The organism is Curtobacterium sp. Csp2 (genome assembly GCF_013347165.1).
Window position 1 is genome coordinate 2,401,542 of record NZ_CP054593.1, and the last position, 26,146, is coordinate 2,427,687.

General features: G+C 71.1%; 21 protein-coding genes. 16 read left to right on the top strand and 5 right to left on the bottom strand.

Going from position 1 to position 26,146, the window contains the following annotated elements; genetic code table 11:
* Positions 1–63 precede the first annotated feature (63 nt).
* The 8 genes from HUN59_RS11625 to HUN59_RS11660 all read left to right on the top strand — a co-directional run bounded on the left by HUN59_RS11625 (position 64) and on the right by HUN59_RS11660 (position 8,088).
* Positions 64–495, top strand: a complete 432-nt coding sequence (locus HUN59_RS11625) for a flagellar hook assembly protein FlgD (protein WP_141861407.1) — start codon at positions 64–66, stop codon at positions 493–495.
* Between the two features lie 48 nt (positions 496–543).
* Positions 544–1,719, top strand: coding sequence for a flagellar hook protein FlgE (locus HUN59_RS11630; protein WP_174778435.1), 1,176 nt, complete (start codon positions 544–546; stop codon positions 1,717–1,719).
* A gap of 449 nt (positions 1,720–2,168) precedes the next feature.
* Complete coding sequence (locus HUN59_RS11635; protein ID WP_174777124.1) at positions 2,169–2,423, top strand: hypothetical protein; 255 nt, start codon at positions 2,169–2,171, stop codon at positions 2,421–2,423.
* 581 nt (positions 2,424–3,004) lie between these two features.
* Positions 3,005–3,715: a GntR family transcriptional regulator gene (locus HUN59_RS11640; protein ID WP_114851061.1), complete on the top strand. Its 711-nt coding sequence runs from the start codon at positions 3,005–3,007 to the stop codon at positions 3,713–3,715.
* Positions 3,712–4,737: an ADP-ribosylglycohydrolase family protein gene (locus HUN59_RS11645; RefSeq protein ID WP_254629863.1), complete on the top strand. Its 1,026-nt coding sequence runs from the start codon at positions 3,712–3,714 to the stop codon at positions 4,735–4,737. Before HUN59_RS11640 ends, HUN59_RS11645 begins: the two co-directional genes overlap by 4 nt.
* A gap of 88 nt (positions 4,738–4,825) precedes the next feature.
* Positions 4,826–6,298: a purine-cytosine permease family protein gene (locus HUN59_RS11650; protein ID WP_174778436.1), complete on the top strand. Its 1,473-nt coding sequence runs from the start codon at positions 4,826–4,828 to the stop codon at positions 6,296–6,298.
* Complete coding sequence (locus tag HUN59_RS11655; RefSeq protein ID WP_174778437.1) at positions 6,298–7,230, top strand: PfkB family carbohydrate kinase; 933 nt, start codon at positions 6,298–6,300, stop codon at positions 7,228–7,230. Before HUN59_RS11650 ends, HUN59_RS11655 begins: the two co-directional genes overlap by 1 nt.
* A 279-nt stretch (positions 7,231–7,509) precedes the next feature.
* Positions 7,510–8,088 carry an antitoxin VbhA family protein gene (locus HUN59_RS11660; RefSeq protein WP_174778438.1) on the top strand — a complete coding sequence of 193 codons (579 nt, stop codon included), beginning with the start codon at positions 7,510–7,512 and terminating at the stop codon, positions 8,086–8,088.
* Positions 8,089–8,319: 231 nt separating this feature from the next.
* Here HUN59_RS11660 and HUN59_RS11665 read toward each other — a convergent pair whose 3' ends face one another.
* The 4 genes from HUN59_RS11665 to HUN59_RS11680 form a co-directional block, all read right to left on the bottom strand.
* Positions 8,320–9,345: an LLM class flavin-dependent oxidoreductase gene (locus HUN59_RS11665; RefSeq protein ID WP_174778439.1), complete on the bottom strand. Its 1,026-nt coding sequence runs from the start codon at positions 9,343–9,345 to the stop codon at positions 8,320–8,322.
* 112 nt (positions 9,346–9,457) lie between these two features.
* Entirely contained in the window at positions 9,458–12,559 is a 3,102-nt protein-coding gene (locus tag HUN59_RS11670) for an alpha-mannosidase (RefSeq protein WP_174778440.1), read from the bottom strand.
* A gap of 61 nt (positions 12,560–12,620) precedes the next feature.
* The gene (locus HUN59_RS11675) at positions 12,621–13,961 is read right to left on the bottom strand and encodes a 6-phospho-beta-glucosidase (protein ID WP_174778441.1); all 1,341 of its coding nucleotides are present in this window, start codon (positions 13,959–13,961) and stop codon (positions 12,621–12,623) included.
* Positions 13,958–14,713, bottom strand: coding sequence for a DeoR/GlpR family DNA-binding transcription regulator (locus HUN59_RS11680; protein WP_174778442.1), 756 nt, complete (start codon positions 14,711–14,713; stop codon positions 13,958–13,960). The genes HUN59_RS11675 and HUN59_RS11680 overlap by 4 nt, the downstream gene beginning before the upstream one ends.
* 120 nt (positions 14,714–14,833) lie before the next feature.
* Between HUN59_RS11680 and HUN59_RS11685 the strand changes: the two genes are divergently transcribed.
* The 5 genes from HUN59_RS11685 (at position 14,834) to HUN59_RS11705 (ending at position 19,772) form a co-directional block, all read left to right on the top strand.
* Positions 14,834–15,838 carry a carbohydrate kinase family protein gene (locus HUN59_RS11685; RefSeq protein WP_174778443.1) on the top strand — a complete coding sequence of 335 codons (1,005 nt, stop codon included), beginning with the start codon at positions 14,834–14,836 and terminating at the stop codon, positions 15,836–15,838.
* Between the two features lie 50 nt (positions 15,839–15,888).
* A complete protein-coding gene (locus tag HUN59_RS11690; RefSeq protein ID WP_174778444.1) occupies positions 15,889–17,154 on the top strand; it encodes an ABC transporter substrate-binding protein in 1,266 nt (421 codons plus the stop codon).
* Complete coding sequence (locus HUN59_RS11695; protein WP_229666709.1) at positions 17,151–18,107, top strand: carbohydrate ABC transporter permease; 957 nt, start codon at positions 17,151–17,153, stop codon at positions 18,105–18,107. Before HUN59_RS11690 ends, HUN59_RS11695 begins: the two co-directional genes overlap by 4 nt.
* A complete protein-coding gene (locus HUN59_RS11700) occupies positions 18,104–18,994 on the top strand; it encodes a carbohydrate ABC transporter permease (RefSeq protein WP_217483544.1) in 891 nt (296 codons plus the stop codon). Before HUN59_RS11695 ends, HUN59_RS11700 begins: the two co-directional genes overlap by 4 nt.
* Positions 18,995–19,130: 136 nt before the next feature.
* Complete coding sequence (locus HUN59_RS11705; RefSeq protein ID WP_174778445.1) at positions 19,131–19,772, top strand: hypothetical protein; 642 nt, start codon at positions 19,131–19,133, stop codon at positions 19,770–19,772.
* 108 nt (positions 19,773–19,880) lie between these two features.
* Here HUN59_RS11705 and HUN59_RS11710 read toward each other — a convergent pair whose 3' ends face one another.
* Positions 19,881–20,729 carry a formate/nitrite transporter family protein gene (locus HUN59_RS11710; protein ID WP_174778446.1) on the bottom strand — a complete coding sequence of 283 codons (849 nt, stop codon included), beginning with the start codon at positions 20,727–20,729 and terminating at the stop codon, positions 19,881–19,883.
* Between the two features lie 501 nt (positions 20,730–21,230).
* On the opposite strand from HUN59_RS11710, the gene HUN59_RS11715 reads away from it, so the two are divergent.
* The 3 genes from HUN59_RS11715 to HUN59_RS11725 are packed head-to-tail and all read left to right on the top strand — an operon-like array spanning position 21,231 to position 25,684.
* The gene (locus HUN59_RS11715) at positions 21,231–22,595 is read left to right on the top strand and encodes a glycosyltransferase (protein ID WP_174778447.1); all 1,365 of its coding nucleotides are present in this window, start codon (positions 21,231–21,233) and stop codon (positions 22,593–22,595) included.
* 5 nt (positions 22,596–22,600) lie between these two features.
* Positions 22,601–24,550, top strand: a complete 1,950-nt coding sequence (locus tag HUN59_RS11720; RefSeq protein WP_174778448.1) for a right-handed parallel beta-helix repeat-containing protein — start codon at positions 22,601–22,603, stop codon at positions 24,548–24,550.
* A gap of 3 nt (positions 24,551–24,553) precedes the next feature.
* Complete coding sequence (locus HUN59_RS11725; protein WP_174778449.1) at positions 24,554–25,684, top strand: right-handed parallel beta-helix repeat-containing protein; 1,131 nt, start codon at positions 24,554–24,556, stop codon at positions 25,682–25,684.
* Positions 25,685–26,146 lie beyond the last annotated feature (462 nt).

Genomic DNA, 26,146 nt, shown 5'->3' on the forward strand with positions numbered 1-26,146 from the left:
ACCCCCCGTCCGTCCACCGTCCGCGCCGTCGGACTCGACGTCCTCGCCTGAAAGGCCACGACCATGCCCCTCTCCGGCATCACCGGTTCCGTCGACACCGCGGCGCAGGCCGCGGCCCTCGCGGCGAACAGCACCACGAAGAAGTCGCAGACCATGGACTCCGAGGTGTTCATGCAGCTTCTCGTGACACAGCTGCGGAACCAGGACCCGTCGTCGCCGATGGACACGAACCAGATGATCAGCCAGCAGACGCAGCTCGCGATGATGGAGCAGGTCACCAACCAGACCACGACGGCGAACGAGAACTTCTCGCTGCAGATGCGCATCGCCGCCGCGAACCTCGTCGGGAAGCAGGTCAGCTACACCGACGCCGCCTCCGGATCCGCCGTCACGGGGACCGCCACCGCCGTGTCGTACGCGTCGAGCGTGCCGACCGTGACCGTGAACGGGAAGGAGGTCGACCTCGACGTGATCTCCGGTATCACGACCGCCTGACGCGGTCCCGCTCTTCTCCTTCGTTCTTCGTTCTGAAAGGGACACCTCATGCTCCGCTCGCTCTACTCCGGGATCTCCGGCCTCCGCTCCCACCAGGAGATGCTCGACGTCACGGGCAACAACATCGCGAACGTCAACACCGTCGGCTTCAAGTCGTCGTCCACCGTCTTCCAGGACACCCTGTCGCAGATGACCCAGGGCGCCGGAGGACCGCAGACCGGCATCGGTGGGACGAACCCCGCGCAGATCGGTCTCGGCGTCCAGGTCGCCGGGGTCTCGACGAACTTCGCACAGGGCTCCGCGCAGGCCACCGGCAAGGCCACCGACCTGATGATCTCCGGCGACGGCTTCTTCGTCACGCGCCTCGGCAACGACACCGTGTACTCCCGCGCCGGCGCGTTCGACTTCGATGCCGACGGTCGCCTGGTGTCCGCCGACGGCAAGATCGTGCAGGGCTACCCCGCGACGAACGGCGTCGTGAACCAGGGCGGCCAGCTCGGCGACATCGTCCTGCCGCTCGACGCCGCAGCACCGGCGACGCGCACCACGACCGCGACCGTCACGGGCAACCTGCCGTCGGAGACCGCCGTGGGCGGGACGCGCGTACGCGAGTCGACGGTGTTCGACGCGTCCGGCACCAAGCAGACCCTCACGCTGACGTACACGCGGACCGCCACCGGGTGGTCCGTCGCCGGCACCGACGGCCAGGGCGGCACCGGGACCGGCACGCTGGCCTTCGGTGCGGACGGCAAGCTCACCGCAGGTGGCTCGCTGACCGTCGGCGGGATCGCCGTGGACATGACGCAGCTCAGCGGCTTCGCGACGCTCGACACGTCCTCGATCGCGTCGCAGAACGGCAAGGCCGCGGGCACCCTGCAGGGCTACTCGATCGCGAAGGACGGCACCGTCGTCGGCACCTTCTCGAACGGCGCATCGCTGGCGATCGGCCGCATCGCGCTCGCGACCTTCGCGAACCCGGCCGGCCTCGAGAAGACCGGGGCGTCGGGCTACCGCGCCACCGCGAACTCGGGGCAGGCGACCGTCGGTGCGCCGGGCGACCCCGGGGTCGGGCAGCTGGCGTCGGGCACGCTCGAGATGTCGAACGTCGACCTGTCGCAGGAGTTCACGAACCTGATCGTGGCGCAGCGCGGGTTCCAGGCGAACGCGCGCATCATCACCACGAGCGACGAGGTGCTGCAGGAGCTGACGAACCTGAAGCGGTAGGGGCGGCTGGCGGCGGCGGCGGCGGTCGGCGGGCGGTGCGGCCGCCGGGCGCCGTCAGGTGCGGGGCGCGTGGGACCATCCGAACTCGGTGCGCATGCGCTCCGCGATTCTGTACCGGCCGTGCGATCACGGCCGGTCGTCGTGCGGCGGCTGCGGATCAGTCCGTGGGTACGGACACGCTCACCGACCCGGTGACGCGGCTGCGGACCACGTTCTGTCACCTGCCGGGGGAGGAGGACGAGTCCGTGGTGCACGAGCACCGGCAAGGCTCCGTGCCGATGCCGCACGACGTCGCCGCGACCGATGCCCTCGGCACCGGCCGGGATGCGTTGTTGATCCGCTGGTGGCACGCGCTGCCCGGGTACGAACGGCTTCGAGTCATCGCAGCCGGAGAACGGGTGTGCGACGGACCCCGTCCAGAGGTGCGAAGAGCGAGAGCGGGCCTCTGCGTGGAGAGCCCCGTACTCCTGATCCGGTCGATCACGGCGTGCGTCCTCGGCGACGGGTGCCTGGTGCTCGGCGTCGGCTGTGGCTTCGCTGGTGCGTCCCTCGTCGTCTGCGTCGTGGTGATGGTGGTGGGTGTCGTGACGTTCGCGGACTGGTTGCGGAGTGGTCGAGCCCGAGCGGACAGCCGGGGCGCCGTCACCCGGCTCTCCGCGGCGGGACTCGACGTGGCGCTCGTGACCAGCTCGGTCTCACCGTGACCTGCTTCCACCGGCACTGCGTCACCGGCCAGGCGGGGCGCCCGAGCGACACGTCGTCGGACCAGACGACCGGGTGACTGGAAGTACGCAAACACCGGCGACGGCTCCGGCAGCGCACACACCGCCGTGCCGCGCCCATCCTCCTCGAGCGAGCAGATCGAACGACGACGACCCATGACCCGCGACAGGAGGAGGCGGCTCCGACGTCCACATACCGAGCCCTCGGTGAGACCATCGCCGGACCAGCCATCTGAGACCGGAGCCGGCGTGGCGAGAAGAGGCGGGCAGGCGGTGCCCACTGAAGGACCGGCTGTCGGACACCGATACCGGCGCTCCTGTAGCCGCCGCCGACGCTACCCACTTCGCACTCGGAGCCGCCTCGGCCCTGTCTCGCAACCGACGAGCACGACGCGAGGGCTACCAAGCTCCTGCGCGACGGCCAACGCCGACCTCAAGCGCCGCCTCTCCGATCGTCCGCAACACCTGGCGGGTGGTGTGTTGACGAGTTGCGACCGCCATCGTCCGCGAGCATCAACTCGTAGTGGTTGTTGAACAGGTCTTGTACATGTACTCTTTCGGCCATGCCTGTCTCATCGAAGCGACGCTTGGTCGCTGACGCCCTCCGTGACGCGATCGCCACGGGACGGTACCGAGCCGGTGAACGTCTGCCGGGTGAGCACGACCTCGCTGCTCGCTATGAAGTGAGCCGCGGCACCGTTCGCGCCGCTCTCGCGGACCTGGCTGACGATGAGTACATCTCGACTCACGGGGGTGTCGGGTCGGTCGTGACATTCGACGGGGCGACGCTCGATCCACGCGGCGGATGGGCCCGCTCGATCGCTGCCTCGGGCACCGAGGTAACGACTCGTATCCTGCGGATCGCGCGCCTGGACAGTCCGGACCTGCAAGCTGAGCTCGACGCGGCCACTCCCGTATTCGTCGCGGTGGACCGCATCCGTGCCGTCACTGGCGAGCGGCCCGTATCGCTTGAGCGGAGCATCCTGCCGCACGTGGGACGTCTTGCGTCCGCGATCATCGAAGGCCTCGTCGACGACTCGCTCACCGCCACCATCGCCGAAGCCGGCCTCATCCCTTCAAGCGCCGAGCAGTGGATCGACGTCGTGCCGCTCGACACGAACGATGCCCGCCTGCTCGAGCGCGCCGACGGCACACCCTTTCTTCGAAGCCGCCGCGTCTCGCGCACTGCCGAAGGCGTGTTCGTCGAGCGCGTCGACAGTCTGCTCGACCCAGATCGCTTCCGACTGCACATGCGTTTCGGAACAGCGCCGTGACCACACTCTCGACCCGACAGGACTCCGTGACTCACCAGACCGCTGCTCTTGCCGCGATGACCGGCCTCGCGATCGGCGACGCACTCGGCATGCCGACCCAATCCATGTCACTCGCGCAGATCCGCGCTGACCACGGGAGGATCACCGGCTTCGTCGACGCCGGACCACACCAGCGAATCGCTGCCGGCATGCCCGCGGGCACGATCACCGACGACACCGAACAGGCTGTGCTCGTCGCCGAGCTGCTCCTCGAAGGCAGAGGGCGACTCCACCCGACCCGCTTCGCTGAAGCACTCATCGCGTGGGAACGTGCGATGGAGGCAAAAGGCTCGCTCGATCTACTGGGGCCGAGTACCAAAACTGCCGTGCAGAGGATCCTCGACGGTGTCCCGGCGTCCGAAGCCGGATCGACCGGCACCACCAACGGCGCCGCGATGCGCATCACCCCGGTCGGGATCGCCGTGCCGTCAGTCGACCTCGTCCGCCTGGTCGACGCCGTGCAGAACGCCTCACGTGTGACCCACGACACTGGGCTCGGGATAGCGGGCGCAAGCGCGATCGCCGCCGGTGTGAGCGCCGGAATCGACGGCGCCACCCGAGCCGAAGCGCTCGACGCCGCGATCGCTGCCGCAACGATCGGCACCCATCGCGGCCACTGGATCGCTGGTGCCGACATCGCGGCCCGGACGACGTGGGCAATCGAGTATCTACCGACCGTGCCGCCGGCCGATCGCATCGACGCCGTCTCACAACTCATCGGCACGAGTGTCGCCAGCCAGGAATCCGTCGTCGCAGCGCTCGCCCTCGTCTCGCTCGACGAAGACCCCTGGGAGACGCTGTGCACGGCGGCATCGATCGGCGGCGACACCGACACGATCGCTGCGATGGCGGGTGCCGTCCTCGGAGCGGTACACGGACCTGACGCCTGGCCTTCCGATGCGGTGGACGCCGTCACCACCGTCAATCACCTGAGACTCGATCCGCTGGTCGACGGGCTTCTCGCGCTTCGTCAATCGGCCTGACCTGACCGGAGGGTGGCGGTTCTCCGTGGCCGCCGCCGTCCGATCATCCCTTTCACGCAGCACCCTTCCAATGATGTAAGAGGACCCCATGGCCCAAGACACCACCACGCTCTCCAGTGGTACCCTGACCACGATCGAGCAACGCGGCATCGAACCCGTCCCCCACGATGAACGCAACGGCGCACCAGGCGCCCTCTTCTGGGTTTGGTTCGCGGCGAACATCTCGATCCTCGGCCTACCCCTCGGCGCGACCCTCGTAGCGTTCCAGCGCCTCAACATCTGGCAGGCGCTGCTCGTCGCGGTGATCGGCGCCGCCGGCTCCTTCGCGGTCGTTGGCGTCATCTCGATCGCCGGCCGCCGAGGTGGCGCGCCCGGGCTGACCCTGAGCAGGGCGGTGTTCGGTGTCCGCGGCAACATCGGACCGACCGCCGTGTCGCTGCTGTCCCGCCTCGGGTGGGAGACCGTGAACACCACCACAGCGGCCTTCGTGCTCCTGTCGCTCTTCACGATCCTGTTCGGTACCAACGGAGACGCCAAGGCGAACCCGGTGCTGACCATCGTCGCAATCCTCGTGTTCGTCGCCGCGACCGTGCTCGTCTCCGGCCTCGGGCACGCGTTCATCGTCGCCGTGCAGAAGTGGGCGACCTGGGTGTTCGGCGCCCTCAACGTCTTCGTCGCTGTCTTCCTGATCGTCCGAGTCAACTGGGACGTCGTCGGCGCCCAGCCCGCGGGCCCCGTCGCCGCGCTGGTGATCGGTGTCGGCACCATCGCCGCGGGCACCGGCATCGGATGGGCAACCGCAGGCGCGGACATCGCCCGCTACACCCGCACGTCGGTGAAGGCCGGCGCACTCATCAGCGCGAGCGCGGCCGGAGCCGGGATTCCACTGGTCGTTCTGGTCGGCCTCGGCGCCCTCGTCTCCGCAGGCGATCCGACCCTTGCGCAGGCCGGTGACCCGGTTGCAGCAATCCGTGATCTGCTGCCGAGCTGGATGGCGATTCCGTACCTCATCGCTGCGTTCGGCGGGCTGCTGCTGTCGAACCACCTCTCCGTCTACTCGGCGAGCCTCACGACGCTCACGCTCGGCGTCAAGGTGCCCCGGGTCTGGGCGGTCGGGGTCGACGTGGTCGTCACAACGCTCGGAGCGATGTACTTCATGCTCGTCGCGGACGGCTTCTACGCGCCGTTCATCACGTTCATCTCCGTGCTCGCCGTCCCGATCACCGCCTGGCTCGGCGTGTTCACCGCCGACATGCTCCGCCGCCGCTGGTACGACCCGACGGCACTCCTCGACCTGCGCCCCGGCGGCCGCTACTGGTACCGCGGCGGCGTCGCGTGGGGAGCCCTCGGCGCCTGGGTCGTCGCGATCGTCGTCGGCTTCCTCTTCACCTCGATCCAGGTCGGCAGCGCGCACCCGATCTACGTCGGTGCGCTGTCAGACAGCTGGATCGGCGCGAACGGCCTCGGCTGGGTCGTCACCTTCGTCGTCGCGGCGGCAGCGTACCTGCTCACCGGCGGAGCACGCGGTCAGGTCGTCGCTCCGACGGAGGCCCGGTCCTGATGGGGCGGCTCGTCTCCGTCGGCAACGTCATAGTCGACATCGTCCTGCGCGTCGACGCCGTCCCGGAACCGGGAGGGGACGTCATCGCCTCGGCGTCGTCGATCACCGCCGGCGGTGGCCTCAACACCATGGTCGCCGCTGCCCGCGACGGTCTGCCGGTGGTCTTCGCGGGCCAGTACGGCACGGGACCGTTCGGCGACGTCGTCCGCGCAGCTCTCGAGGAGTCCGGCGTCGACGTCGTCCAGCCCGGGCTCGAGGACGTCGACAGCGGCTACTGCGTCGCACTAGTGGACGCATCGACCGAGCGCACGTTCGTCACGAGCGTCGGAGCGGAGGGTTCCCTCACCCGAGCGGACCTCGACCGGGTCGAGCTCCGCTCTGAAGACACGGTGTTCGTATCCGGCTACGGGCTCGCTCACACCACCAACGGTCCAGCCATCGCCGACTGGCTGAGCACCGTCCCCGACGACGTGCGCGTAGTTCTTGATCCCTCCCCGCTGGTCGACACGCTGTCGCCCACGGTGCTGGAACCCGTGATGACGAGAGCCGACGTTGTCAGCGCCAACGCGCGCGAGGCACGGCTGATGGCGCCGACCGAGGCCGAGCTATCCGGGGCAGTCGCCGCGATCGCCGGGCGTGCACGCGGCGTCGCGCTGGCACGTGACGGTGCAGCAGGTTGCTGGGTCGCCGAGCCCGGGCACAGCCCAGTCCTGGTTCCAGGCTTCACCGTCGATGCGGTGGACTCAAACGGTGCAGGTGACGCTCACGGCGGCGTGCTCATCGCGGCCCTGACTCGCGGGGATCCATTGACTGCTGCTGTTCGACGCGCCAACGCCGCCGCCGCCCTCGCGGTGACACAACACGGACCAGCAACAGCACCGACCAGCACCCAGATCGACGCATTGCTCGCTGCCCCGATCACAGTCCACTGAGCAAAGCGTCCGCGAGCCGCAGCAACCGCATCCAGCAGGACGAAGCCCCCGGCCGGAGTGAGCAGTCGGGGGCTTCGTGGTCGGTACCGGTAGATGGTCGGCACCGACGATGCGGCCCATAGCGATCGTCATCGGCTACTGAGACGCCATGGGCAGTCCCGTGACACTGAGCGCTTCGATCGAGACGCCTTGGACGATCCCCGCCGCAGTCCGTACCCGAGCACACCCGGCAGCTCATCCTCCGATGGCCCGTGCCGTGGATCCCGAGGAGGCTCGTCCATGGGTGCAGCATTGAGCGGGTCCGGTTCGTCGGCGAAGAACATCACCCGCTCACCGCACCACGACGAACTGGAAACAACCAGTGACGACGGTCGCGGTGCCGCACTGTCGGCGCTCGGCGGCGGCCGCACGAGCTACGCTCGCTGCATCCTCTGGAGGGGTGCGATGAACGACGATCGACGGCCGCTGAGCGGTGACGCACTCGAGCAGGCCATGGCGATGATCGAGAAGGGTCAGCAGCTCGCCGGGCGCTTCCCCGACGCTGAGGCGCTGGAGCGGGCGCGCGGCATCCTCGACGGCTCGCTGACGTACGAAGAAGCAGCGGCGCAGCTCGAAGCGAAGTACGGCTTCCCTGTGCTCCGACCGCGACGGCCTTCGCGGCTGAGCCCCGATGAGCACGACCGGCGGCGACAGATCGTCGATGAAGCACGGGGGTCCACTGCGCTCGAAGGAGGTCGTGCGTCCGATGCGGTGCACGAGCTGCAGGACCGGTGGGCTGCCGGTGAGATCACGTGGGAGCAGATGCACGCCGAGGTGCGGCGTCTCCACCCGTCGACGGCGGACCCGCCTGAGACGTAGCCGAATTGCTCCGTTGGTCGGGTTGCGATGCCGGGTCCGGCAGGAGACGGGAGGCGCGGTGCGGGTGACCACCGCGCCTCCGGTACCGACGTGGTCGAGATCGGCCCGCTCTGTGGGCCGTTGCGCCGACCGGCGGGGTCGCGTGGGAACCCGGTGCCGTGACACGTCCGGTGACCGTCGAACGCCGACGGTGACCGACCGGTCGGCGCGGGCTGGCCGGACCTCGGGGTGTCAGACGCGGGGCGTGGGGGACCAGCTGAGCTCGGGGCCCAGGCGCTCCGCGATGTCCGTCACGATCTGCGTGTAGTCGTCCGGTGCGAACGAGAACGGCAGGGCGAAGGCGACCTCCGTCGCGACCTGGTACCCGGCGTCCGCGCGCAGACGGTCCGCGATCTCGGTGGACGTCCCGACCAGGTCGGCGGCGAACAGCATGCCCGCCGGCCCCTGCGGGACGCCGACCCGGTCCGCGCGGGACGCGGCGTAGGCCCGGTACCGCGCTACCTGTTCGGGCGTCGCGGTGTCCGTCGGCACGACGACGAGTCCCTGCGAGACCCGCGCGTGCTCCGGCGTGGGATGTGCGTCGAGGTAGGCCTCGACCTGTGCGCGCTGGTTCGTGGCGAAGTCCGTGCCGACCTCGCTCCGGGTGACGCTCGACGTGAGCAGGTGGAACCCGTTCCGCGCGGCCCAGACCGCCGAGCGCGTGCTCCCGGTGCCGTACCAGAGCCGGTCGACCAGGCCCGGGCTGTGCGGTTGGACCGTGGAGGCGAACTCCTCGATGCCCCGGCGTCCGACGGGCCCGGTGACCGGGTCACCGCGGACGAGGTCACGGAAGCGCAGCAGCCGGGTCTCGCCGAGGTCCTCGTGCTCGGCGGTGTCGGGGTGGATCGCCTCGCGGTACAGGTCGTAGTGCATCGGCGTCCCGGACGAGAAGCCCGGCTGCAGCCGCCCGCCGAGCAGCACGTCGACCGTGGCCAGGTCCTCGGCCAGGCGGAACGGGTTCTCCGCACCGATCGGCGTGACCGCGGTGCCGAGTGCGATGCGGGAGGTCCGCTGCGACGCGGCCGCCATGACCGCGACCGGAGACGAGATGCCGTGCTGCAGGTGGCGGTGGCGGAGCCAGGCGCTGTCGAAGCCGAGCGCCTCGGCGCGCTCGATCGTGCGGAGGGTGTCCTCGTGACCGGCTCCGGGTGCTGCAGGGTCGAACGACCCGATGGTCAGGAAGCCGAGTCGTGCCAGGGGTCGTCCGTCGTCAGGCATGCTCCGATCGTGGCACGGCCCGGGATCGGAGGCACGGTGCCGGTGAGCCGATCGGCCCACCCGCACCGTGCCTCCAGTCCGTCGACGCAGCCCCGCCGCGGCTCCCGCCGCCTCAGGCGCCGCGCGGCCGGATGCGCAGCGTCACCACCTGGAACGGCCGCAGCCCGAGCGCGACCGTCCCACCCGACCACGCGAAGCGCCGCGCGGTCAGCGCGGGGTCCGCGAGCGGACGCTCGCGCAGGTCCACCTGCTCGACGGACACCGCGTCGACCCGCAGGTCGAGCTCCGTGTCGGAGCGGGCGCCGAGCGCCTCGTACAGCCGGACCACGACGTCGCCGGAGCGGTCGTCTGCGAGCTTCACCGACTCGACGCGGACCCCGGGCGACGACGACACGACCGGTGCCGTCACGGTCGCGCCCGTGCCGTCGGCAGCGGTGTCGCCCGCCGCGGGCACCACCCGCAGCGGCAGGTTCTCGTCGTACCCGCTCGCGACGACCGCCGCGACGTCCGCGCCCGGGTGCACCGTGTAGGCGAACGTGTGGTGCCCGAGGTCCTGCTCGGGGTCGGGGGACTGCGCCCCGCGCACCAGGCTGAGGCGGACCTCGGTCTCGACCTCGCCGTGCGCGCCGACGCGGCGGGTGACGTCGTGGCCGTACGTGCCGGCGTTCGTCACGCCGATGCCGTAGCCGGGCTCCTCGACGTGCACCCAGCGGTGCGCCATCACCTCGAAGCGGGCGTCGTCCCACGAGGTGTTCGTGTGGGTCGGCCGGCGCAGGTGCCCGAACTGGATCTCGGCGCTGTGGTGCTGCGCGTGCACGACGAAGGGCAGCGACGCCTTGAGGAGCTTCTCGCGCTCCCGCCACTCCAGGTCGACCCCGAGGTGGACCCGGACGTCGTCGGCGTGCACGGCGATCGTCTGCACGAGCTCGGAGGACCCGAACAGCCGGCGGACCCGGACGACGGCCCGCAGGTCGCCGTCGGTGGTGAGCTCGACGGACTCGGCGGCGCGGAGTTCCACGACGGATCGCCGGTAGTGCGCGTCGACGTCCCACGCGTCCCACGCGTTCGGCAGGTCCTCGTGCAGGTGCAGCAGGTTCGCCGAGCGGTCGGCGGGCACGAGCTCCCGGTCGTGGACGAGGTCGACGATCGAGTCGACGAGCCCGTCGCCGTCGACGTGCACGCGGACCAGGCCGTTGTCGAGCACGGTGCCGTCCGCGCCCTGCGTCGCCGTGACCGGGTGCTCCGGTGTGACGACGGTCAGCGGGGAGAGCGCGTGCGCACGGGCCTCGACCACGCCGACGGGGGTGCCGTCCGCGTCGAGGACGAGCTCGCGGCGGTCGTGGTCCGCGGCGTTCGCGACGACCCCGGCGGCGCCGAGGTGGGCGAGGGCCCGCGCGGTCAGCTGCTCGATCTCGGCGTGGTTGCGCCGGTAGCTCTCCTCGTTCTCCTCGTGCACCCAGCGGATCGACGAGCCGGGCAGGATGTCGTGGAACTGCTGCAGGAGCGTGGCCTGCCAGAGCTCGTCCAGGCACTCGTACGGGTACGGCGCCCCCTGCAGTGCGGCGGCGGTCGACCAGAGCTCGGCTTCGCGCAGCAGGTGCTCGGCCCGGCGGTTGCCACGCTTCTCGCGGGCGTGCGAGGTGAACGTGCCGCGGTGCAGCTCGAGGTAGAGCTCGCCGACCCAGACGGGGGCGTCCGGGTACTCCTCGCGGGCCCGGGCGAAGAAGTCGTCCGGGTGCTCGACCTCCACCCGGGGCGATCCCTCGAGCGACTCGACGCGGCGCTGGCGCTCCATCATCTCGCGGATCGGGCCGCCGCCGCCATCGCCGTAGCCGAACGGCACGAGGGACGTCGTCGCGGCGCCCTTCTCGCGGAACTGCCGGACCGCGTGGTGGAGTTCCTCGCCCTCGAGCGTCGCGTTGTAGGTGTCGATCGGCGGGAAGTGCGTGAAGATCCGGGAGCCGTCGATGCCCTCCCACCAGAACGTGTGGTGCGGGAACGTGTTCGTCTGGTTCCAGGACAGCTTCTGCGTGAGGAACCACTCCAGCCCGGCGAGCTTCGCGATCTGCGGGAAGGCCGCGGTGTACCCGAACGAGTCGGGCAGCCAGATGCCGTGCGTCTCGACGTCGAGCTCGTCGGCGAAGAAGCGCAGCCCCTGCGTGACCTGGCGCACCATCGCCTCGCCGCCGGGCAGGTTGCCGTCCGGCTCGATCCACTGCGAGCCGACGACGATCCACTGGCCGCGGGCGATCGCCGCCTTGATGCCCGCGAACACCGTGGGGTATCGCTCCTTGACCCAGGCGTACTGCTGGGCACTCGAGGCCGCGAACTTGAAGTCGGGGTACTGCTCGGCCAGCGCGAGCACGTTGGAGAACGTCCGGCCGGTCTTCCGCTTGGTCTCGCGGATCGGCCAGAGCCAGGCGGTGTCGATGTGCGCGTGGCCGATGCCGCTCAGGCGGTGCGCGGACGGGTTCGCGGGGCTGGCGAGGGCCCCGGCGAGCTCGGCCCGGGCGGCCGCCGCGGTGCCGTCGATGTCGTCGAGCGCCAGGACGTCCATCGCGCGCTCCAGGTCGCGGAGCACCTCGTGGCGGCGCGGGTCGGCTTCCGGGAGCTCCTTCACCATCTGGAACAGCACCTCGACGTCGAAGCGCAGCGCCCAGACCTCGGGCTCGAACACGGCGAGCTCGGCGGTGCGGAAGGTGTAGATCGGGGTCTCGGGCGCGGTCCTCTTCGAGCCGAACGTCGTCGGGACGAACTCGTTCACCAGGATGTCCGGGTTCGCCGCCATCTCCAGGTACAGGTGCACCTGCTCACCGCCGACGGCCCGGTCCGCGATGCGCAGGTGGTGGTTCCGCGGGTGGATGCCCTTCACCGGGGTGCCGTCCGGCGTGTGCAGGAGCCCCTCGGCCTGGTTGCCGGGCCAGTCGCCCTGGAAGCCCGGGTCGACGAGCAGCTCGACGGTCCGTCCGGCCCACTCCGCGGGGACTGCTCCGGTCACCTCGAACCACCACGTCGACCACGCCCGCCCCCAGGACTCGCCGACCGCGAACGGCCGGTACTCGGCGGCGAGCGCCTCGGCCGCCGGCACGGGTTCGTCCGGCACCTGCCACGCGGCGAGGGTCACGGGCGTGCGGGCCTGGTGGACGGCGGGGACGATCCGCTCGTTCAGGACGCGCTCGATGCGCGCCTCGACGAGCTGCTGGTTCTGGTGCATGGCGGGCTTCCTGGGGAGGGGCGGACCGGGCGGTGGGCTGGGGACGGCCGGGAGGCGCGGGTCAGGTCAGGTAGGACAGGTGCGGGAACGTGGACCGCGCGTCCTCGAGCAGGGCGCGCGCGACGCGCACCGAGTCGACGAGCGGGTGGTGCGCGAGGGCGCGGAGGGCGGCGGCGCGCGAACCGTGCAGTGCCGCCTCGATGGTCTGGCGTTCGACGTACTTCACGGCGGTCACGGTGCCGAGCCCGAAGTCGGGCACGCGGGCGCCGGGGACCGGGTGGGCACCGGTCGCGTCGACCGTGCAGGGCACCTCGACGACGGCGTCGACGTCGAGTCCGGCGAGGGCGCCGCCGTTCCGGACGTTCAGGATGAGCCGGGCGCGCTGGTCGTACGCGATGCCCCGCATGAGCGCGAGTGCGACGTCCTCGTAGCCGCCCGAGGTCATGTCCTCGAGGTCGCGGTCGCCCATCCCGGCGGAGTCGCGGTTCGTCGCCATGTAGGTGGCCTCGCGCTCGTTCCGGCTGTCCTGCCAGGCGTGGAACGGGTGGTCGCACGACGCCGCGGCGGCCCAGAACCGGTCCTGCTGCTCGACGAGGTACCGCGCCCGGGTGTGCGGGGCGTACTGGTCGGCCTGCAGGACGTCGCGGCGGTAGGCGTAGTAGTGCAGGTACTCGTTCGGCAGCGCGCCGAGGGCCTGGATCCACTCGGCACCGAAGAGCTTGCCCTCCTCGAAGGACTCGATCCGACCGGCGTCGGCGAGGACCTCCGGCAGCCGGTCGACGCCGTCGACGCGGATCGCGGTGAGCCAGCCGAGGTGGTTCAGACCCGCGTACTCGAGTTCGACGTCCGGCCCGTGCTGGACGCCGATCGTGCCGAGTGCCCGACGGGCGAGCCCGATCGGGGAGTCGCAGATGCCGATCACCCGGTGCCCGAGGACGGTGGACATCGCCTCGGTCACGACGCCGGCGGGGTTCGTGAAGTTGATCACCCAGGCGTCCGGCGCCAGGCGCTGGATGGTCCGGGCGAGCGCCATCACGGTGGGGAGCGTGCGGAGGGCGTACGAGATGCCCCCGAAGCCCACCGTCTCCTGGCCGATCACGCCGTGCGACTGGCCGATGCGCTCGTCCGCTGCACGGCCCTCCATGCCGGCGACACGGATCGCCGAGAAGACGAAGTCGGCGCCGGGCAGGGCGGCCTCGACGTCGGTGTGCACGGAGACGATCGGCGCGTCCGCGACGCCGTCGGCCTGGTCGGCGAGGATCCGGGCCATCGTGGTGAGGCGGCCCGCGTCGACGTCGACGAGGGCGACCTCGGTGACCCGCCCGGGGGCGCGGTCGCGGAGCAGGGCGGAGTACACGAGCGGTGTGCGGAACCCGCCCCCGCCGATCATGACGAGCTTCACGTGACGATGACCTCCACGCCGTGCGCGGCGAACGCGGCGGCGACCGGGACCGGCGGTTCGTCGTCGGTGACGACCCGCACGATCGAGCTGGGCAGGTCGATGCGTGCTGCCCCGGTGCCGGGGAACTTGCTGCTGTCGGCGAGGACGGTGACCTCGTCGCACGCGTCGGCGATCGCCTGCTTGACGGGGACCTGCGCGATCGTGGTGTCGCGCAGGTCGCCGCTCGCCGAGATCCCGCTGACGCCGAGGAAGGCGTGGTCGGCGCGGATCAGGCGGAGCGAGTCGGTGGTCAGGTGCCCCGAGACGCAGTGGTAGACGGGGTCGTAGTCGCCCGGCAGGAGCACGAGGTGCGTCGCGGGGGCGTCCTTGAGGGCTTCGAACACGGCCATGTTCGCGGTGATGACCGTGATCGGCCGTCCGCGCAGCAGGAGCGCGAGCTGGAGCACGGTCGTGCCGATGTCGAGCACGACGGTGTGCCCGTCCTCGACCAGCTCGGCCGCGGCCCGGGCGATCCGGGCCTTCGCGTCACGGTTCACGGTCTCGACCTCCGGGAAGGGGGCGTCGCCCTCGTGCGGGTCCGCCAGGACGGCGCCGCCCCGGGTCCGACGGAGCAGTCCGGCCTCGTCGAGCCGCTGCAGGTCACGTCGGATCGTGGCGATGCTCGACCCCGTCGCCTCGGCGAGGTCGGTCACCGACGCCGCCCGTACCGCCCGCAGGTGGTCGAGGATCGCGATGTCCCGGATGTCCTTCATGCCGAGCAGCATACCGATCAACTTCGCTCAGAACGCAAGCATGAACGAACAAAAAGTTGCTTGCTCTTGATCGATCGGTGTTGTAGCTTCCACAACACCACCAGAGCCGACGGAGATCCGATGGACGATCGAACGCACCGCAGCACCGACGCCGACGTGCTCGTCGCGGGCCAGCTGTTCTTCGACGCCGTCTTCGCCGACCTGCCCCAGGCCCCCGGGCCCGGGCAGGAGGTCTGGACGCCGCACTTCGGCTGGACCCCCGGCGGCATCGCCAACTTCGCGATCGCCGCAGCCCGGCTCGGCGCGACCACGGACGTCTGCGCCGCGGTCGGCGACGACGACCTGTCGGGGCTCTGCCGCGCGGCCATCGTCCGCGAGGGGATCGGCACGGCGCTCCTCCGGGAGGTCCCCGGGTGGGCGCTCCCGGTCAGCGCGTGCATCGACCACGACGGCGACCGCGCGATCGTCACCGGCGGGACCCCCGCACCGCTCGCGCTGCCCGACCTGCTCCCGCCGACAGGCGGTCGCGTCGCGGCCCTGCACGTCGACGCGTCCACCGCCGAGTGGGTCCGCGGGAGTGCCGACCGCGGCCTCCGGATCTTCGCGGACGTCGGCTGGGACCCGACCGGCGCGTGGGACCCCGCGCTCCTCGACGCGATCGACGGCGCGTACGCCTTCACCCCGAACGCGCACGAGGCCCTCGCCTACACGCGCACCGACGACCCGGTCCGTGCCGCGCGCCTGCTCGCCGAGCGGGTGCCCCTCGCCGTCGTGACGCTCGGCGCCGACGGCGTGGTCGCGGTCGACTCGTCCACCGGGGAGCAGGTCGTCGTGCCGCCGGTCCGGGTCCGCGCCGTGGACAGCACCGGCGCCGGCGACGTGTTCTGCGCCGCCCTCGCCGTCGGGACGCTCGCCGAGCTGCCGCTCCGCGAGCGCATCGACCTCGCCGCGCTCGTCGCGGCGATCACCGTCTCGCGACCGGGCGGCGCCGCGGGCGCGCCCCGACGCGCCGAACTCGCCCCGTGGCTGGCCGCCAACCCGGCCGCCGCGGACCCGGACCGGTACGGCTTCGTGACCACGAGCCTCCCGTCGGTCCTCGCCGGACCGGCGATCCGGACCCCCTGACCCACCCGCTCCACCGCACCCGCTCCCTTCCCCCGACCCCAGGAGACCCCATGCGCACCACCACGAAGCGTCGCCGCACCGCCGCGGTCCTCGCCACCGCGGTCGCGGCCGCCCTCGTCCTCACCGGCTGCTCGGCCGGATCATCGGCCTCGACCGGCAAGCTCACCGCCTGGCTCTGGCCCGGCGCCGTCGGCGACTCGGTCGTGTCGAGCGCCAAGAAGGAGTTCGCGTCCGACAAGCTCCAGGTCAACGTGATCGGCGGCGACTTCAAGCAGAAGCTCGTCACGACCTTCACCGGCAAGACGAACATTCCGTCGGTCACCGGCGTCAAGGGCGAGGACATGCCCTACTTCCTGCAGCAGTCGAGCCTGTTCACCGACCTGAAGGACCTCGTCCCCGCGTCGTACCTGGCGCAGTTCCCGAAGTGGAAGCTGGCCGAGGCCACGACCGCCGACGGCAAGCTCATCGGCATCCCGACCGACATCGGCCCGTCCGCGCTGTTCTACCGCGAGGACGTGCTGGCGAAGGCCGGACTCCCGAGCGACCCGGCCGCCGTCGCCGACGCGACGAGCACCTGGGACAAGTACTTCGCCTTCGGCAAGGAGCTCAAGGCCAAGACGGGCGCCTCGCTCGAGGTGTCCATGGGCGACGTGTTCTCGTGGTCGATGGCGCAGGCCGACAGCGGCTTCGTGAGCGGGTCGGGGAAGTTCACCGGCGACGACGCGACCGTGAAGGAAGCGTGGGACCGTGCGGTCACCGCGAAGCAGGACGGTGTCGTCGCGGGCATCGAGGACGGCAGCCCGGACTGGGCGTCGGCGGTGAACCAGGGCAAGCTCCCGACCGTGATCGGGGCCGCCTGGCACGCCGGTGACATCAAGAGTGCCGCACCGGACACCTCGGGCAAGTGGCGGGTCACGGCCACCCCCGGCGGCCCGGGCAACGCCGGCGGCTCGTTCCTCACCATCCCGGCGTCGACCGCCGACAAGAAGACCGCGCTCAAGGTCATCGAGGCCATGGTCGCCCCGTCCGCCCAGGCGACGACCTACAGCCAGGTCGGCAACTTCCCGTCCTCGTCGAAGGCGCTCACCGAGTCGGCCCTCACGAGCGGGGACACGTTCTTCGGCGGGCAGGACACGGTCTCGGTGTTCCAGGAGTCGATCGCGTCGATGCCGACGAAGTACACCAGCCCGTACGACGCGCAGGTCGGCGCGCCGTACCTGACCGAGCTGACGAACGTCCAGGGCGGCAAGGACCCCGACCAGGCGTGGAACGACGCCGTCAAGGCCGCGAAGGCCGCGCTGGAGTCAGCGAAGTGACGACGACCGTCGCGCCGTCGCTCGCGGGGCCGGGTCAGCAGACCCGGCCCCGCCGGCGGGGCCTCCGCCGCACCTGGCCGATGTACCTGGCGGTCGCGCCGTTCTTCGTCCTGTTCATCGCGTTCGGCCTGTACCCGACGCTGTACTCGCTCGTGCTGTCGTTCCAGGACTGGAACGGGCTGGGCGACCCGACGTGGGTCGGACTGGAGAACTTCCAGAAGCTGTTCGCCGACCCGACCTTCTACCTGTCGATCCGGAACACCTTCGTCATCTTCGCCCTGTCGACCTTCCCGATGCTCGTCATCGCGATCGCCGTTGCCGCGATGCTCAACAACGCCGTCCGCTTCAGCACGGCGTTCCGGATCGCCTACTTCGTGCCGAACATCACCTCGGTCGTCGCGATGGCGGTGCTGTTCGGCTCGATCTTCGGCCAGAACTTCGGGCTCGCGAACACGCTGCTGCAGGGGATCGGGCTGCCCGCCGTGCCGTGGCTGTCGACCCCGCTCGGGATCCAGGTCACGGTGTCGCTGCTCATCACGTACCAGTGGACCGGCTACAACGCGATCATCTTCCTCGCGGGCATGCAGTCGATCGGCGCCGAGGTCTACGAGGCCGCGAAGATCGACGGTGCCGGCGCCTTCCGGAGCTTCTTCTCCATCACGCTGCCGCTCCTGCGCCCGACCGTCATCTTCGTGCTCGTCGTGAGCACCATCACGGGCCTGCAGAGCTTCACCGAGGCGCAGGTCCTCACCACGACGGCCGGCTCGACGAACAGCGGCGGTGCGGGGCAGGGCGGTCTGACGATGGTCCTGTACTTCTACCAGCAGGCCTTCGGCTTCAACCGCTTCGGCTACGGCGCCGCCATCGCGTGGGGCGTGTTCCTCATCGTCGTCGTGTTCACGATCATCAGCTGGCGCTTCACCGCCGGCCGCAAGGAAGAGGCGCGCTCGTGACCGTCCTGACCCGTCCGGACACCGACGCCCCGGTGACCCGCACCGCCGTCACCCGTCGCCGCCGTCGCGGCCCGGGGGCGTCCCGCGTCGTGCTCTACACGCTGCTCACCATCGGCGCCGTGGTCTCGGTGTTCCCGCTGTACTGGCTGTTCGTGATGGCGAGCAACACCACGAGCGACATCTACAAGTCGCCGCCCGTGTTCGTCCCCGGACCCTGGCTCTTCCAGAACATCGGCGAGGTGTTCCAGAAGATCGACTTCGGCGGGGCGCTCCTCAACACGGTGATCGTCTCGGTCAGCGTCACGGTGCTCGTGCTGTTCTTCGACTCGCTCGCCGCGTTCACCTTCGCGAAGTTCGACTTCCCGTTCCGGAAGACCCTGTTCACGATCGTCCTGGTGACGTTCATGCTGCCGATGCAGCTGTCGATCATCCCGCAGTTCATCACGATGACGAACCTCGGCTGGGTCGGGCACCTGCAGGCGCTCATCGTCCCGGCCGCGGCGAACGCCTTCGGCATCTTCTGGCTCCGGCAGTACATCCTGTCGAGCATCCCCGACGAGCTCCTCGACGCCGCGGTCATCGACGGCGCCGGGTTCTTCCGGCAGTGGTGGACCGTCTGCATCCCGCTCATCCGGCCGGGTCTGGGCTTCCTCGGGATCTTCACGTTCATCGGCTCGTGGAACGATTACCTCTGGCCGCTCATCGTGCTGAACGACCCGAACCACCTGACCCTCCAGGTCGCCATGGCACAGCTGAACACGACGTTCGCGAACAACTACAGCATGGTGATGGCCGGCGCACTGCTCTCCGTGCTGCCCCTGCTCGTGGTGTTCCTGATCGGTGCGCGGCAGTTCATCGGCGACATCGCGAAGGGCGCGATCAAGTGACCGCCTGCGCGGCCGAGCCCTGACCACCTGACCGCCCAGGCCGTTCCTGGCCGGGACCGCGCCCGGGCGCGGTCGGTAGCGTGGTGGACGGACCTGCCGGTGCACGGGGCGCTCGGCAGCGGCAAGGGGGATCCAGATGTCCGTCACGACCACACTCACCGGCACGGCCGCCGCGCTCGTCGTCGCCGTCGCACTCACCGGATGCGCCGGTCCGGCACCCGCGGTCCAGCGCACCGCGGCCGCCCGGCCGACCGCCAGCGCGACGCCCACCACGGCGCCGAGCCCGAGCACGCCGACCGCCGTCGCGTCGCGCGACCTCCGGTTCGAGGACGGCGACGCGCTGTCCGCGAGCACACTGCCCGCGTTCGCGCTCGAGGTCTCCGCGCTCGACGGCTGGACGCAGACCGGCGAGGACCCGAGCGCCGGGTCCCGCGAGTACACGAACGCGGCCGGCTCGGTCGCGACCATCACCCAGCAGCGGGTCACCGACCTCGATCCGACGGCGGGGGACCGCGCCGCCACGGAGCGGATGTTCACGGCGTCGGGTGCGCCGGTCGAGCGGCTCGAGGAGCAGCTCCTGCCCACCGCGACCGGCGGCACGGCGCAGTTCCTGTCCGTCGCGTCGCAGGACTCGGACGGGTCGTGGTCGGCGACGGTGGCGCGGGCGTTCGCGAAGCCGGGCATCGTGCTCGTCGTCCGGGTGCGCACCACCTCGCAGGAGGCGCTCCGTCCCGACCTGCACGACGTGCTCGTCGCGGCGAAGGTCGTCGTGGCCTAGCCGGACCGCCATCGGTCGCGCCCGTCGCGTGGCCGGCTCCACACCGGACGGGAGGATCGTGGCGGACCCGCCACGATCCTCCCGTCCGGTTCCGGGTCGCGTCCGACGTCAGCCGTCGTCGCGCTCGCGCGCGGACCGCGCCGGGTCGGACGGGGCGTCCCGACGCCGCGAACGGAGGAGGTCGGCGGACCGCACGAGCCGCAGCGCCGTGACGAGGACGAGGCCGCCGAGGACGTTGAACAGGAGCGTCCAGCCGAACCACGCGGCCCACTGCCCGTAGGACAGCTCCGCTCCCGCCTGGATCGCCCCGAACACCAGGAGCGAGTCGAGGATCGAGTGGAAGAGCTGCAGACCAGACAGCAGGAAGCCGCCGACGACGGCGGCGACGATCTTCGCCGGGTCCGAGTCGGTGCCCTGCTGCATCCTCGTGACGAGCGTGATCGTGCTCCCGCCGAGCACGGCGAGGACCGCGGTCTGCAGGCCGAAGGGCGCCTCGACGTAGTGCCGACCGGCCTCGACGAGCTCGCCGTGCCACTGCGGGAACGCCTGCACGACGAGCCACATCACGACCCACCCGCCGGCGAGGTTGGCGAGCAGGGTGCCGACCCACAGCCGGAGCAGCTGACCGACCGTGCCCTCCCGGGCGATGAGGGCCGTGATGGGGACGAGGAAGTTCTCGGTGAAGAGCTCGCTGTGCGCGAGGTGGAGCGCGATGAGCCCGATGCTGAACGCCAGACCCGCGAGGAGGTGGCTGTCGGTCTCGTGCAGGACGGCGAGGTACCCCATCACCCCGAGCCCGATCTCCAGTCCACCAGCGAAGCCGGTCGTCAGCACGACCCGGGTCGTGCGCTGCAGGCGCTCGGCGCCCTCCTCGACGATCGCGTCGAAGGACTCGTGGATCTCGTCCTCCACCGGGGCGTCGCTGCTGCCGACCTCGCGGCGTCTGTCGTCGGTCACCGGTCCGACGCTAGCCCCGTCGACCCCGCTCCGGTGGCGGTGCGCGCAGCGGCGGGGGACGCGGACCTGTCGGACGCGCGGCACGACCGACCGGTCTGAGCCGAGCGCTCGGCTCAGGAGGGGCGAGGCGGACGCGCCACGATCCTCCAGTCCGGTGTGACCTGGGTGCCCACCGGACGTGACCGGTGAGTGCCGATCCACGTGCTGGCGGGGTTGCGCGATCCCGCATTGCGGATTCCCCCCGCTTGTGGGGTACGCCGACCCGAGAGTACGTTCAGCGTGACGAGATCACTCAGGGGCGAGTGGTCACCCGTTCCCTCCTGGTCCGTCGTCGTCGCCTGTTGCCTCGGCCACGACCGCTGCCGACCCAGCCTCGTCGAGCTCTGCGTCCTCCCGATCGCCGTGCGTCCCGTGCTGCCCGCACGCGGCGCGGCGCCGTGCTGCCCACCCAGCGGCCGACCCGTACCCGACCCGAACACCCGCACGAAGGACCCGAACCTCATGCAACCGCTCGTCCTCCTCGCGTCGCAGACATCGACCCAGGTCGTGCTCGACAACCTCGCCGCCTTCGGGCACGAAGCCCTGAAGTACTTCCCGATCGGCATCGCCGGCGTCATCGTCTGGTCGCTCTGGCTGTACCGCGTGGTGCTCTCCGCCCGCGCGAAGCCGGTCGAGAACGGGTTCCGCACGTCCACCTCGGTCGTCGTGCCGTCCTTCCACGAGGACCCCGACATCCTGCTGCGGTGCCTGGAGAGCTGGCGGGAGCAGCACCCGGACGAGATCATCATCGTGCTCGACGTCGCGGACACCGACGCCTACCTGCGGATCGTCGCGATCGGTGACCCGACCGTGAAGCCCGTCCTGTTCCACCACGTCGGCAAGCGCAGCGCGCTCGGTGAAGGGATCCGGCGGGCGAGGTACGACGTGCTCGTGCTCGTCGACTCCGACACCTCGTGGGAGCCGGGGCTGCTCGAGTCCGTGCAGATGCCGTTCGTCGACGAGCGGGTCGGCGGGGTCGGGACGCAGCAGAACGTCTACCAGCGCAACTCGAGCATCTGGCGGATCATCGCCGACTGGCTCGTCAACCTGCGCTACTTCAACTACGTCCCGGCGATGGGTGCCGCTGGAGCCGTCCCGATCCTGTCCGGCCGGACCGCGGCGTACCGCCGGTCGGCCGTGATGCCGGTGCTCGACAACCTCGAGAACGAGTTCTTCCTCGGCCGCCGCTGCATCGCGGGCGACGACGGACGGCTGACCTGGCTGGTCATCGCGTCCGGCTTCAAGACCGTGCACCAGTCGTCGGCCAAGGCGCTGTCGATGTTCCCGGCGAGCGGCAAGGCGTTCTTCAAGCAGCGCATCCGCTGGAGCCGCAACTCCTACCGCACCTACCTCACCGCCATCGCGAAGGGCTGGGTCTGGCGGGTGCCCTTCGTCACGAAGATCACCGTGCTGCAGATCATCCTGACCCCCGTCACCATGGGCATCACGATGTGGTACCTGCTCTTCAGCCGCCTCGAGCTGAGCGCGGTGGGTGTCCTCTTCACCCTCGGCTGGCTGCTCTTCGGCCGCGCCGTCCGCGGGGCCTCGAACCTCAAGCGGCACCCCCTCGACCTCCTCGTGCTCCCGTTGCTCGCCCTCGTGGTGATCGCGGTGGCCCTCCCCATCAAGGTGTACGCGTTCGTGACGATGAACAAGCAGGGCTGGCTCACCCGCCACGCCGACCAGATCGGCGGCGACGGGCAGCAGGCCCGCACGCTCCAGCCGGAGCCCGTCGCCGAGACCCGGCGGCCGACGCCCGGCGTCGTCGTCCAGCCCGGTGCGGTCGCGGCCTCCGCTTCCTCCGACGACCAGGCGGTGGCAGCATGAGCGGCGTGCGCTCCACGATCCTGCGCGGCACGACCGCGCTGGCGATCGGCGCGGGACTCATCCTGGCCGGCGTGGCCGCCCCGCCCGCGGCCATGGCGGCGACCGGCGGGTCCGGCTCGGCGACCGGCGGATCCGGCTCGGCGGCGACGGCCGCCGGGTCCGCGGCGGTCGGGCGTCCGTACAAGGGCAATCCGGACAAGGAGGCGCGGCTCGTCTCCGCCGAGGACGACCGGATCTACAACGTGCGGGCACTCGCGTCGGCGGCCCGCTGGAGTGGGCTCGCGGTCTCGCAGCCGTACCGCCTCGCGACCGGGTCGTCGTACACGCTCGTGCTCGTGGCGCGTGGCGCCCCGTACACGATCGACGACCTCACGCAGCTCGCGCCGTCCACCTTCGTGAAGCAGCCGGACGGCTCGTGGCTCCTCAGCGAGAACATCGTCGTCGAGAACGGCGCGACCCTCCGGCTCGCGAGCCCGGACGGCCTCCGCATCCACATGAAGAGCAACCACGACGGCTTCGTCTCGATCGTGACGCAGGCCGGTGGCCTGCAGGTCGTCGGGTCGGCGAAGTCCCCCGTCGCGATCGACGCGTGGGACCCGCAGGCCGGTGCCGTCGACACGCAGACGTCCGACGGACGGGCGTACGTCCGGGTCCAGGGCGGCACCGCGACGCTGAAGTACGCGTCGTTCTCGCACCTCGGGTTCTGGAGCGGTACGACCGGCGGCGTCTCGCTGACCGGCACCGACCTCACCACGCTCGACCAGGCGTCCGGCGACCAGCAGGGCAAGACGAAGCGGACGACGCAGGACGTCTTCGGCAACGCGATCCTGCCGACCGGGGCGCTGCCGAGCACCGGCGGGAGCTCGGCCAGTGCCGGTGCCTACAGCTACGTCTCGGCGCTCGTGCAGCACGTCACGTTCGACGGCAACGCCTACGGGCTGTTCCTCACGAGCGCGGACGGCGTCACGATGTCGAACGCCACCGTCGAGCACTCGCTGATCGACGGCCTGGTGCTGCACCGGTACGTGACGAACTCGACCTTCACGTCGGTGCAGTCCACCGACAACGCCATGGACGGCGTGAAGATGACCCGCGCGTCCACGGGCATCGTGTTCAGCCAGGTCAAGGCCACGGACAACGGGCGGAACGGCATCACCCTGAACGGCAGCGGCCTCGCCGACGGTCCGAACTCCGCCGGCATGCCGACCACCACGTACGGCAACAACGCCCTCACCGACAGCACGAGCGCCGACAACGGCCGCTACGGCGTCGAGGTGATCGGCGGGAAGAACGTCCGCATCAGCGGTTCGACCGCCACCGGCAACCAGATGGGCATCGTCGTCCGGCACGACGCCGACGACGTGGTCATCCGGAACAACGTGGTGAAGGACTCGGCGCAGAACGGCATCGCCGTGGTCGACGGTCCGAGCGCGACCGAGGTCTCCGAGAACTCGATCAGCGGCGCCGACATCGGGGTGTACCTGCGCGGTGCCACCACGTCGTCCGTGACGAACAACACCGTCACCGACGCGCGGATGCACGGCGTCACGACGGTCGGCGCCGCCGACGGCACGCAGATCGAGAACAACACCGTCCGCGGATCCGGGCCGAGCGCCATCGACCTGGCCCGCTCCGACGGTGCCGCCCAGCAGGGCAACACCACGGTGGAGTGGCACTCGACCAAGCCCTTCCTGGTGACCCTGCGCGCGATCTTCCAGCCGCTCACCGTGCTCTGGACGGTGCTCCTGCTCGTCGTGCTCATCGCGGCGATCGGCGGGATCCGTCGACGCCGCCGGGCCGGTCGCCGCGAGCACCCGTACGCCAAGCTCGCGCCGTTGTCGAGCTTCACCCGCGGCGCGGTCGACCCGGTCTCGCTCGGTCTGCCCCCGGCGCCGACGGCCCGGGGCTCACACGCCGCCGACCCGGGCGGCGCGGCGCCGCAGACGGCGAGCTGACCGATGACGACACCCCTGCGGAGGTTCCGGTCCCACCTGGTCGTGGGTGCCGTCGGTCTGGTCGTCGGCGCGGTCGTGGTCGGCGGGGTCTGGGTCGCGGCGAGCACGCCCGACGCGCCGCGTGCCGCCACCACGACCCGCCCGTCGGAGCGGAGCACCGCTCCGACGCCGGCACCCTCCCGGTCGGCACCGTCGACTGCCCCGACCACGGCGCCGGACGCCGAGCAGGCGGACCTGTCCTGCTCGGCCGACGCGACGACGACGGTCTCGACCACGAAGGCGCTCGAGGCGGCGCTGTCGAAGGCGACCGCCGGCCAGGTCATCGCGATGGCACCGGGCACGTACACGGGCAACTTCACCGGCAGCGCCGCGGGGACCGCCGCGCAGCCGATCACCCTGTGCGGCCCGACCGACGCGGTGCTCGACGGTGGCAGCACCGACAAGGGCTACGTCCTGCACCTCGACGGGGCGTCGTACTGGCGGCTCGCCGGCTTCACGGTGCAGAACGGGCAGAAGGGCGTCATGTTCGACGACGTCCAGCACACCACCGTCGACGGGATCACCGTGACCGACATCGGCGACGAGGGCATCCACCTGCGCGCCGGCAGCAGTGACAACACGGTGAGCGGCAGCTCGGTCACGAAGACCGGACTCCGGAAGCCGCAGTTCGGCGAGGGCATCTACGTCGGGTCCTCGAAGAGCAACTGGTGCAAGGTCTCGGACTGCCAGGAGGACCGGAGCGACCGCAACGTCGTCACCGGGAACACGATCTCCGACACCGCCGCCGAGAACGTCGACATCAAGGAGGGCACCACCGGCGGGACGCTGTCGGACAACTCCTTCGACGGCGTCGGCATGCAGGGCGAGAACCACGCCGACTCGTGGGTCGACGTCAAGGGCAACGGTTGGACGGTGACGGGCAACCGTGGCGTCGACTCGCCCCTCGACGGGTTCCAGACGCATGAGCTGCTGGCCGGCTGGGGGACCGACAACACCTTCACCGACAACACCGTCGACCTCGGCAACAGCTCCGGGGTGGCGTTCGCCTTCCGGCCCGTCGAGGGCAACACCGTCTCCTGCGACAACACCGTCGTGGGGTCGAACGAGCTGAGCACCACGCGCTGCACGGGCTGACCCGCCCACCCAGCGCCCTGCGCCCCGGCACGCACCGTGCCCCGTCGCGTCCTCCGTCGCGCCTCCGGGCGGTCCCCAGCGGCCGTCCGCCCCACCGAACCGTCCCCGCTCCCGCCCCCGAAACTGCACGGGCTGACCCGCCCACCCAGCGCCCTGCGCCCCGGCACGCACCGTGCCCCGTCGCGTCCTCCGTCGCGCCTCCGGGCGGTCCCCAGCGGCCGTCCGCCCCACCGAACCGTCCCCGCTCCCGCCCCCGAAACCGAGCCACCCATGCCCGCCCCCTGGCCCCCTTTCCCGACCCGGACCCCGCCGCCCTCCCCCCACCCCCCCCCCCCCCCCGCCTCCGCGCCCCCCCCCACCCCTGCTCCCCGGGACCCGCCCCCGCCCCGCCCGCCGCCCCCCCCCCCCCGCCCGCGGCGCGCCCCCCCCCCGCCACTCCCGCGCGCCGTGCCGCGCCGACTG

Bases quoted from the DNA above. Each gene is read 5' to 3' on its own strand.
- HUN59_RS11670 (WP_174778440.1), bottom strand. From the start codon at position 12,559: ATGCACCAGAACCAGCAGCTCGTCGAGGCGCGCATCGAGCGCGTCCTG.
- HUN59_RS11650 (WP_174778436.1), top strand. From the start codon at position 4,826: ATGGCCCAAGACACCACCACGCTCTCCAGTGGTACCCTGACCACGATC.
- HUN59_RS11630 (WP_174778435.1), top strand. From the start codon at position 544: ATGCTCCGCTCGCTCTACTCCGGGATCTCCGGCCTCCGCTCCCACCAG.
- HUN59_RS11725 (WP_174778449.1), top strand. From the start codon at position 24,554: ATGACGACACCCCTGCGGAGGTTCCGGTCCCACCTGGTCGTGGGTGCC.
- HUN59_RS11690 (WP_174778444.1), top strand. From the start codon at position 15,889: ATGCGCACCACCACGAAGCGTCGCCGCACCGCCGCGGTCCTCGCCACC.
- HUN59_RS11655 (WP_174778437.1), top strand. From the start codon at position 6,298: ATGGGGCGGCTCGTCTCCGTCGGCAACGTCATAGTCGACATCGTCCTG.
- HUN59_RS11680 (WP_174778442.1), bottom strand. From the start codon at position 14,713: ATGAAGGACATCCGGGACATCGCGATCCTCGACCACCTGCGGGCGGTA.
- HUN59_RS11715 (WP_174778447.1), top strand. From the start codon at position 21,231: ATGCAACCGCTCGTCCTCCTCGCGTCGCAGACATCGACCCAGGTCGTG.
- HUN59_RS11625 (WP_141861407.1), top strand. From the start codon at position 64: ATGCCCCTCTCCGGCATCACCGGTTCCGTCGACACCGCGGCGCAGGCC.
- HUN59_RS11705 (WP_174778445.1), top strand. From the start codon at position 19,131: ATGTCCGTCACGACCACACTCACCGGCACGGCCGCCGCGCTCGTCGTC.
- HUN59_RS11685 (WP_174778443.1), top strand. From the start codon at position 14,834: ATGGACGATCGAACGCACCGCAGCACCGACGCCGACGTGCTCGTCGCG.
- HUN59_RS11660 (WP_174778438.1), top strand. From the start codon at position 7,510: ATGGGTGCAGCATTGAGCGGGTCCGGTTCGTCGGCGAAGAACATCACC.
- HUN59_RS11640 (WP_114851061.1), top strand. From the start codon at position 3,005: ATGCCTGTCTCATCGAAGCGACGCTTGGTCGCTGACGCCCTCCGTGAC.
- HUN59_RS11665 (WP_174778439.1), bottom strand. From the start codon at position 9,345: ATGCCTGACGACGGACGACCCCTGGCACGACTCGGCTTCCTGACCATC.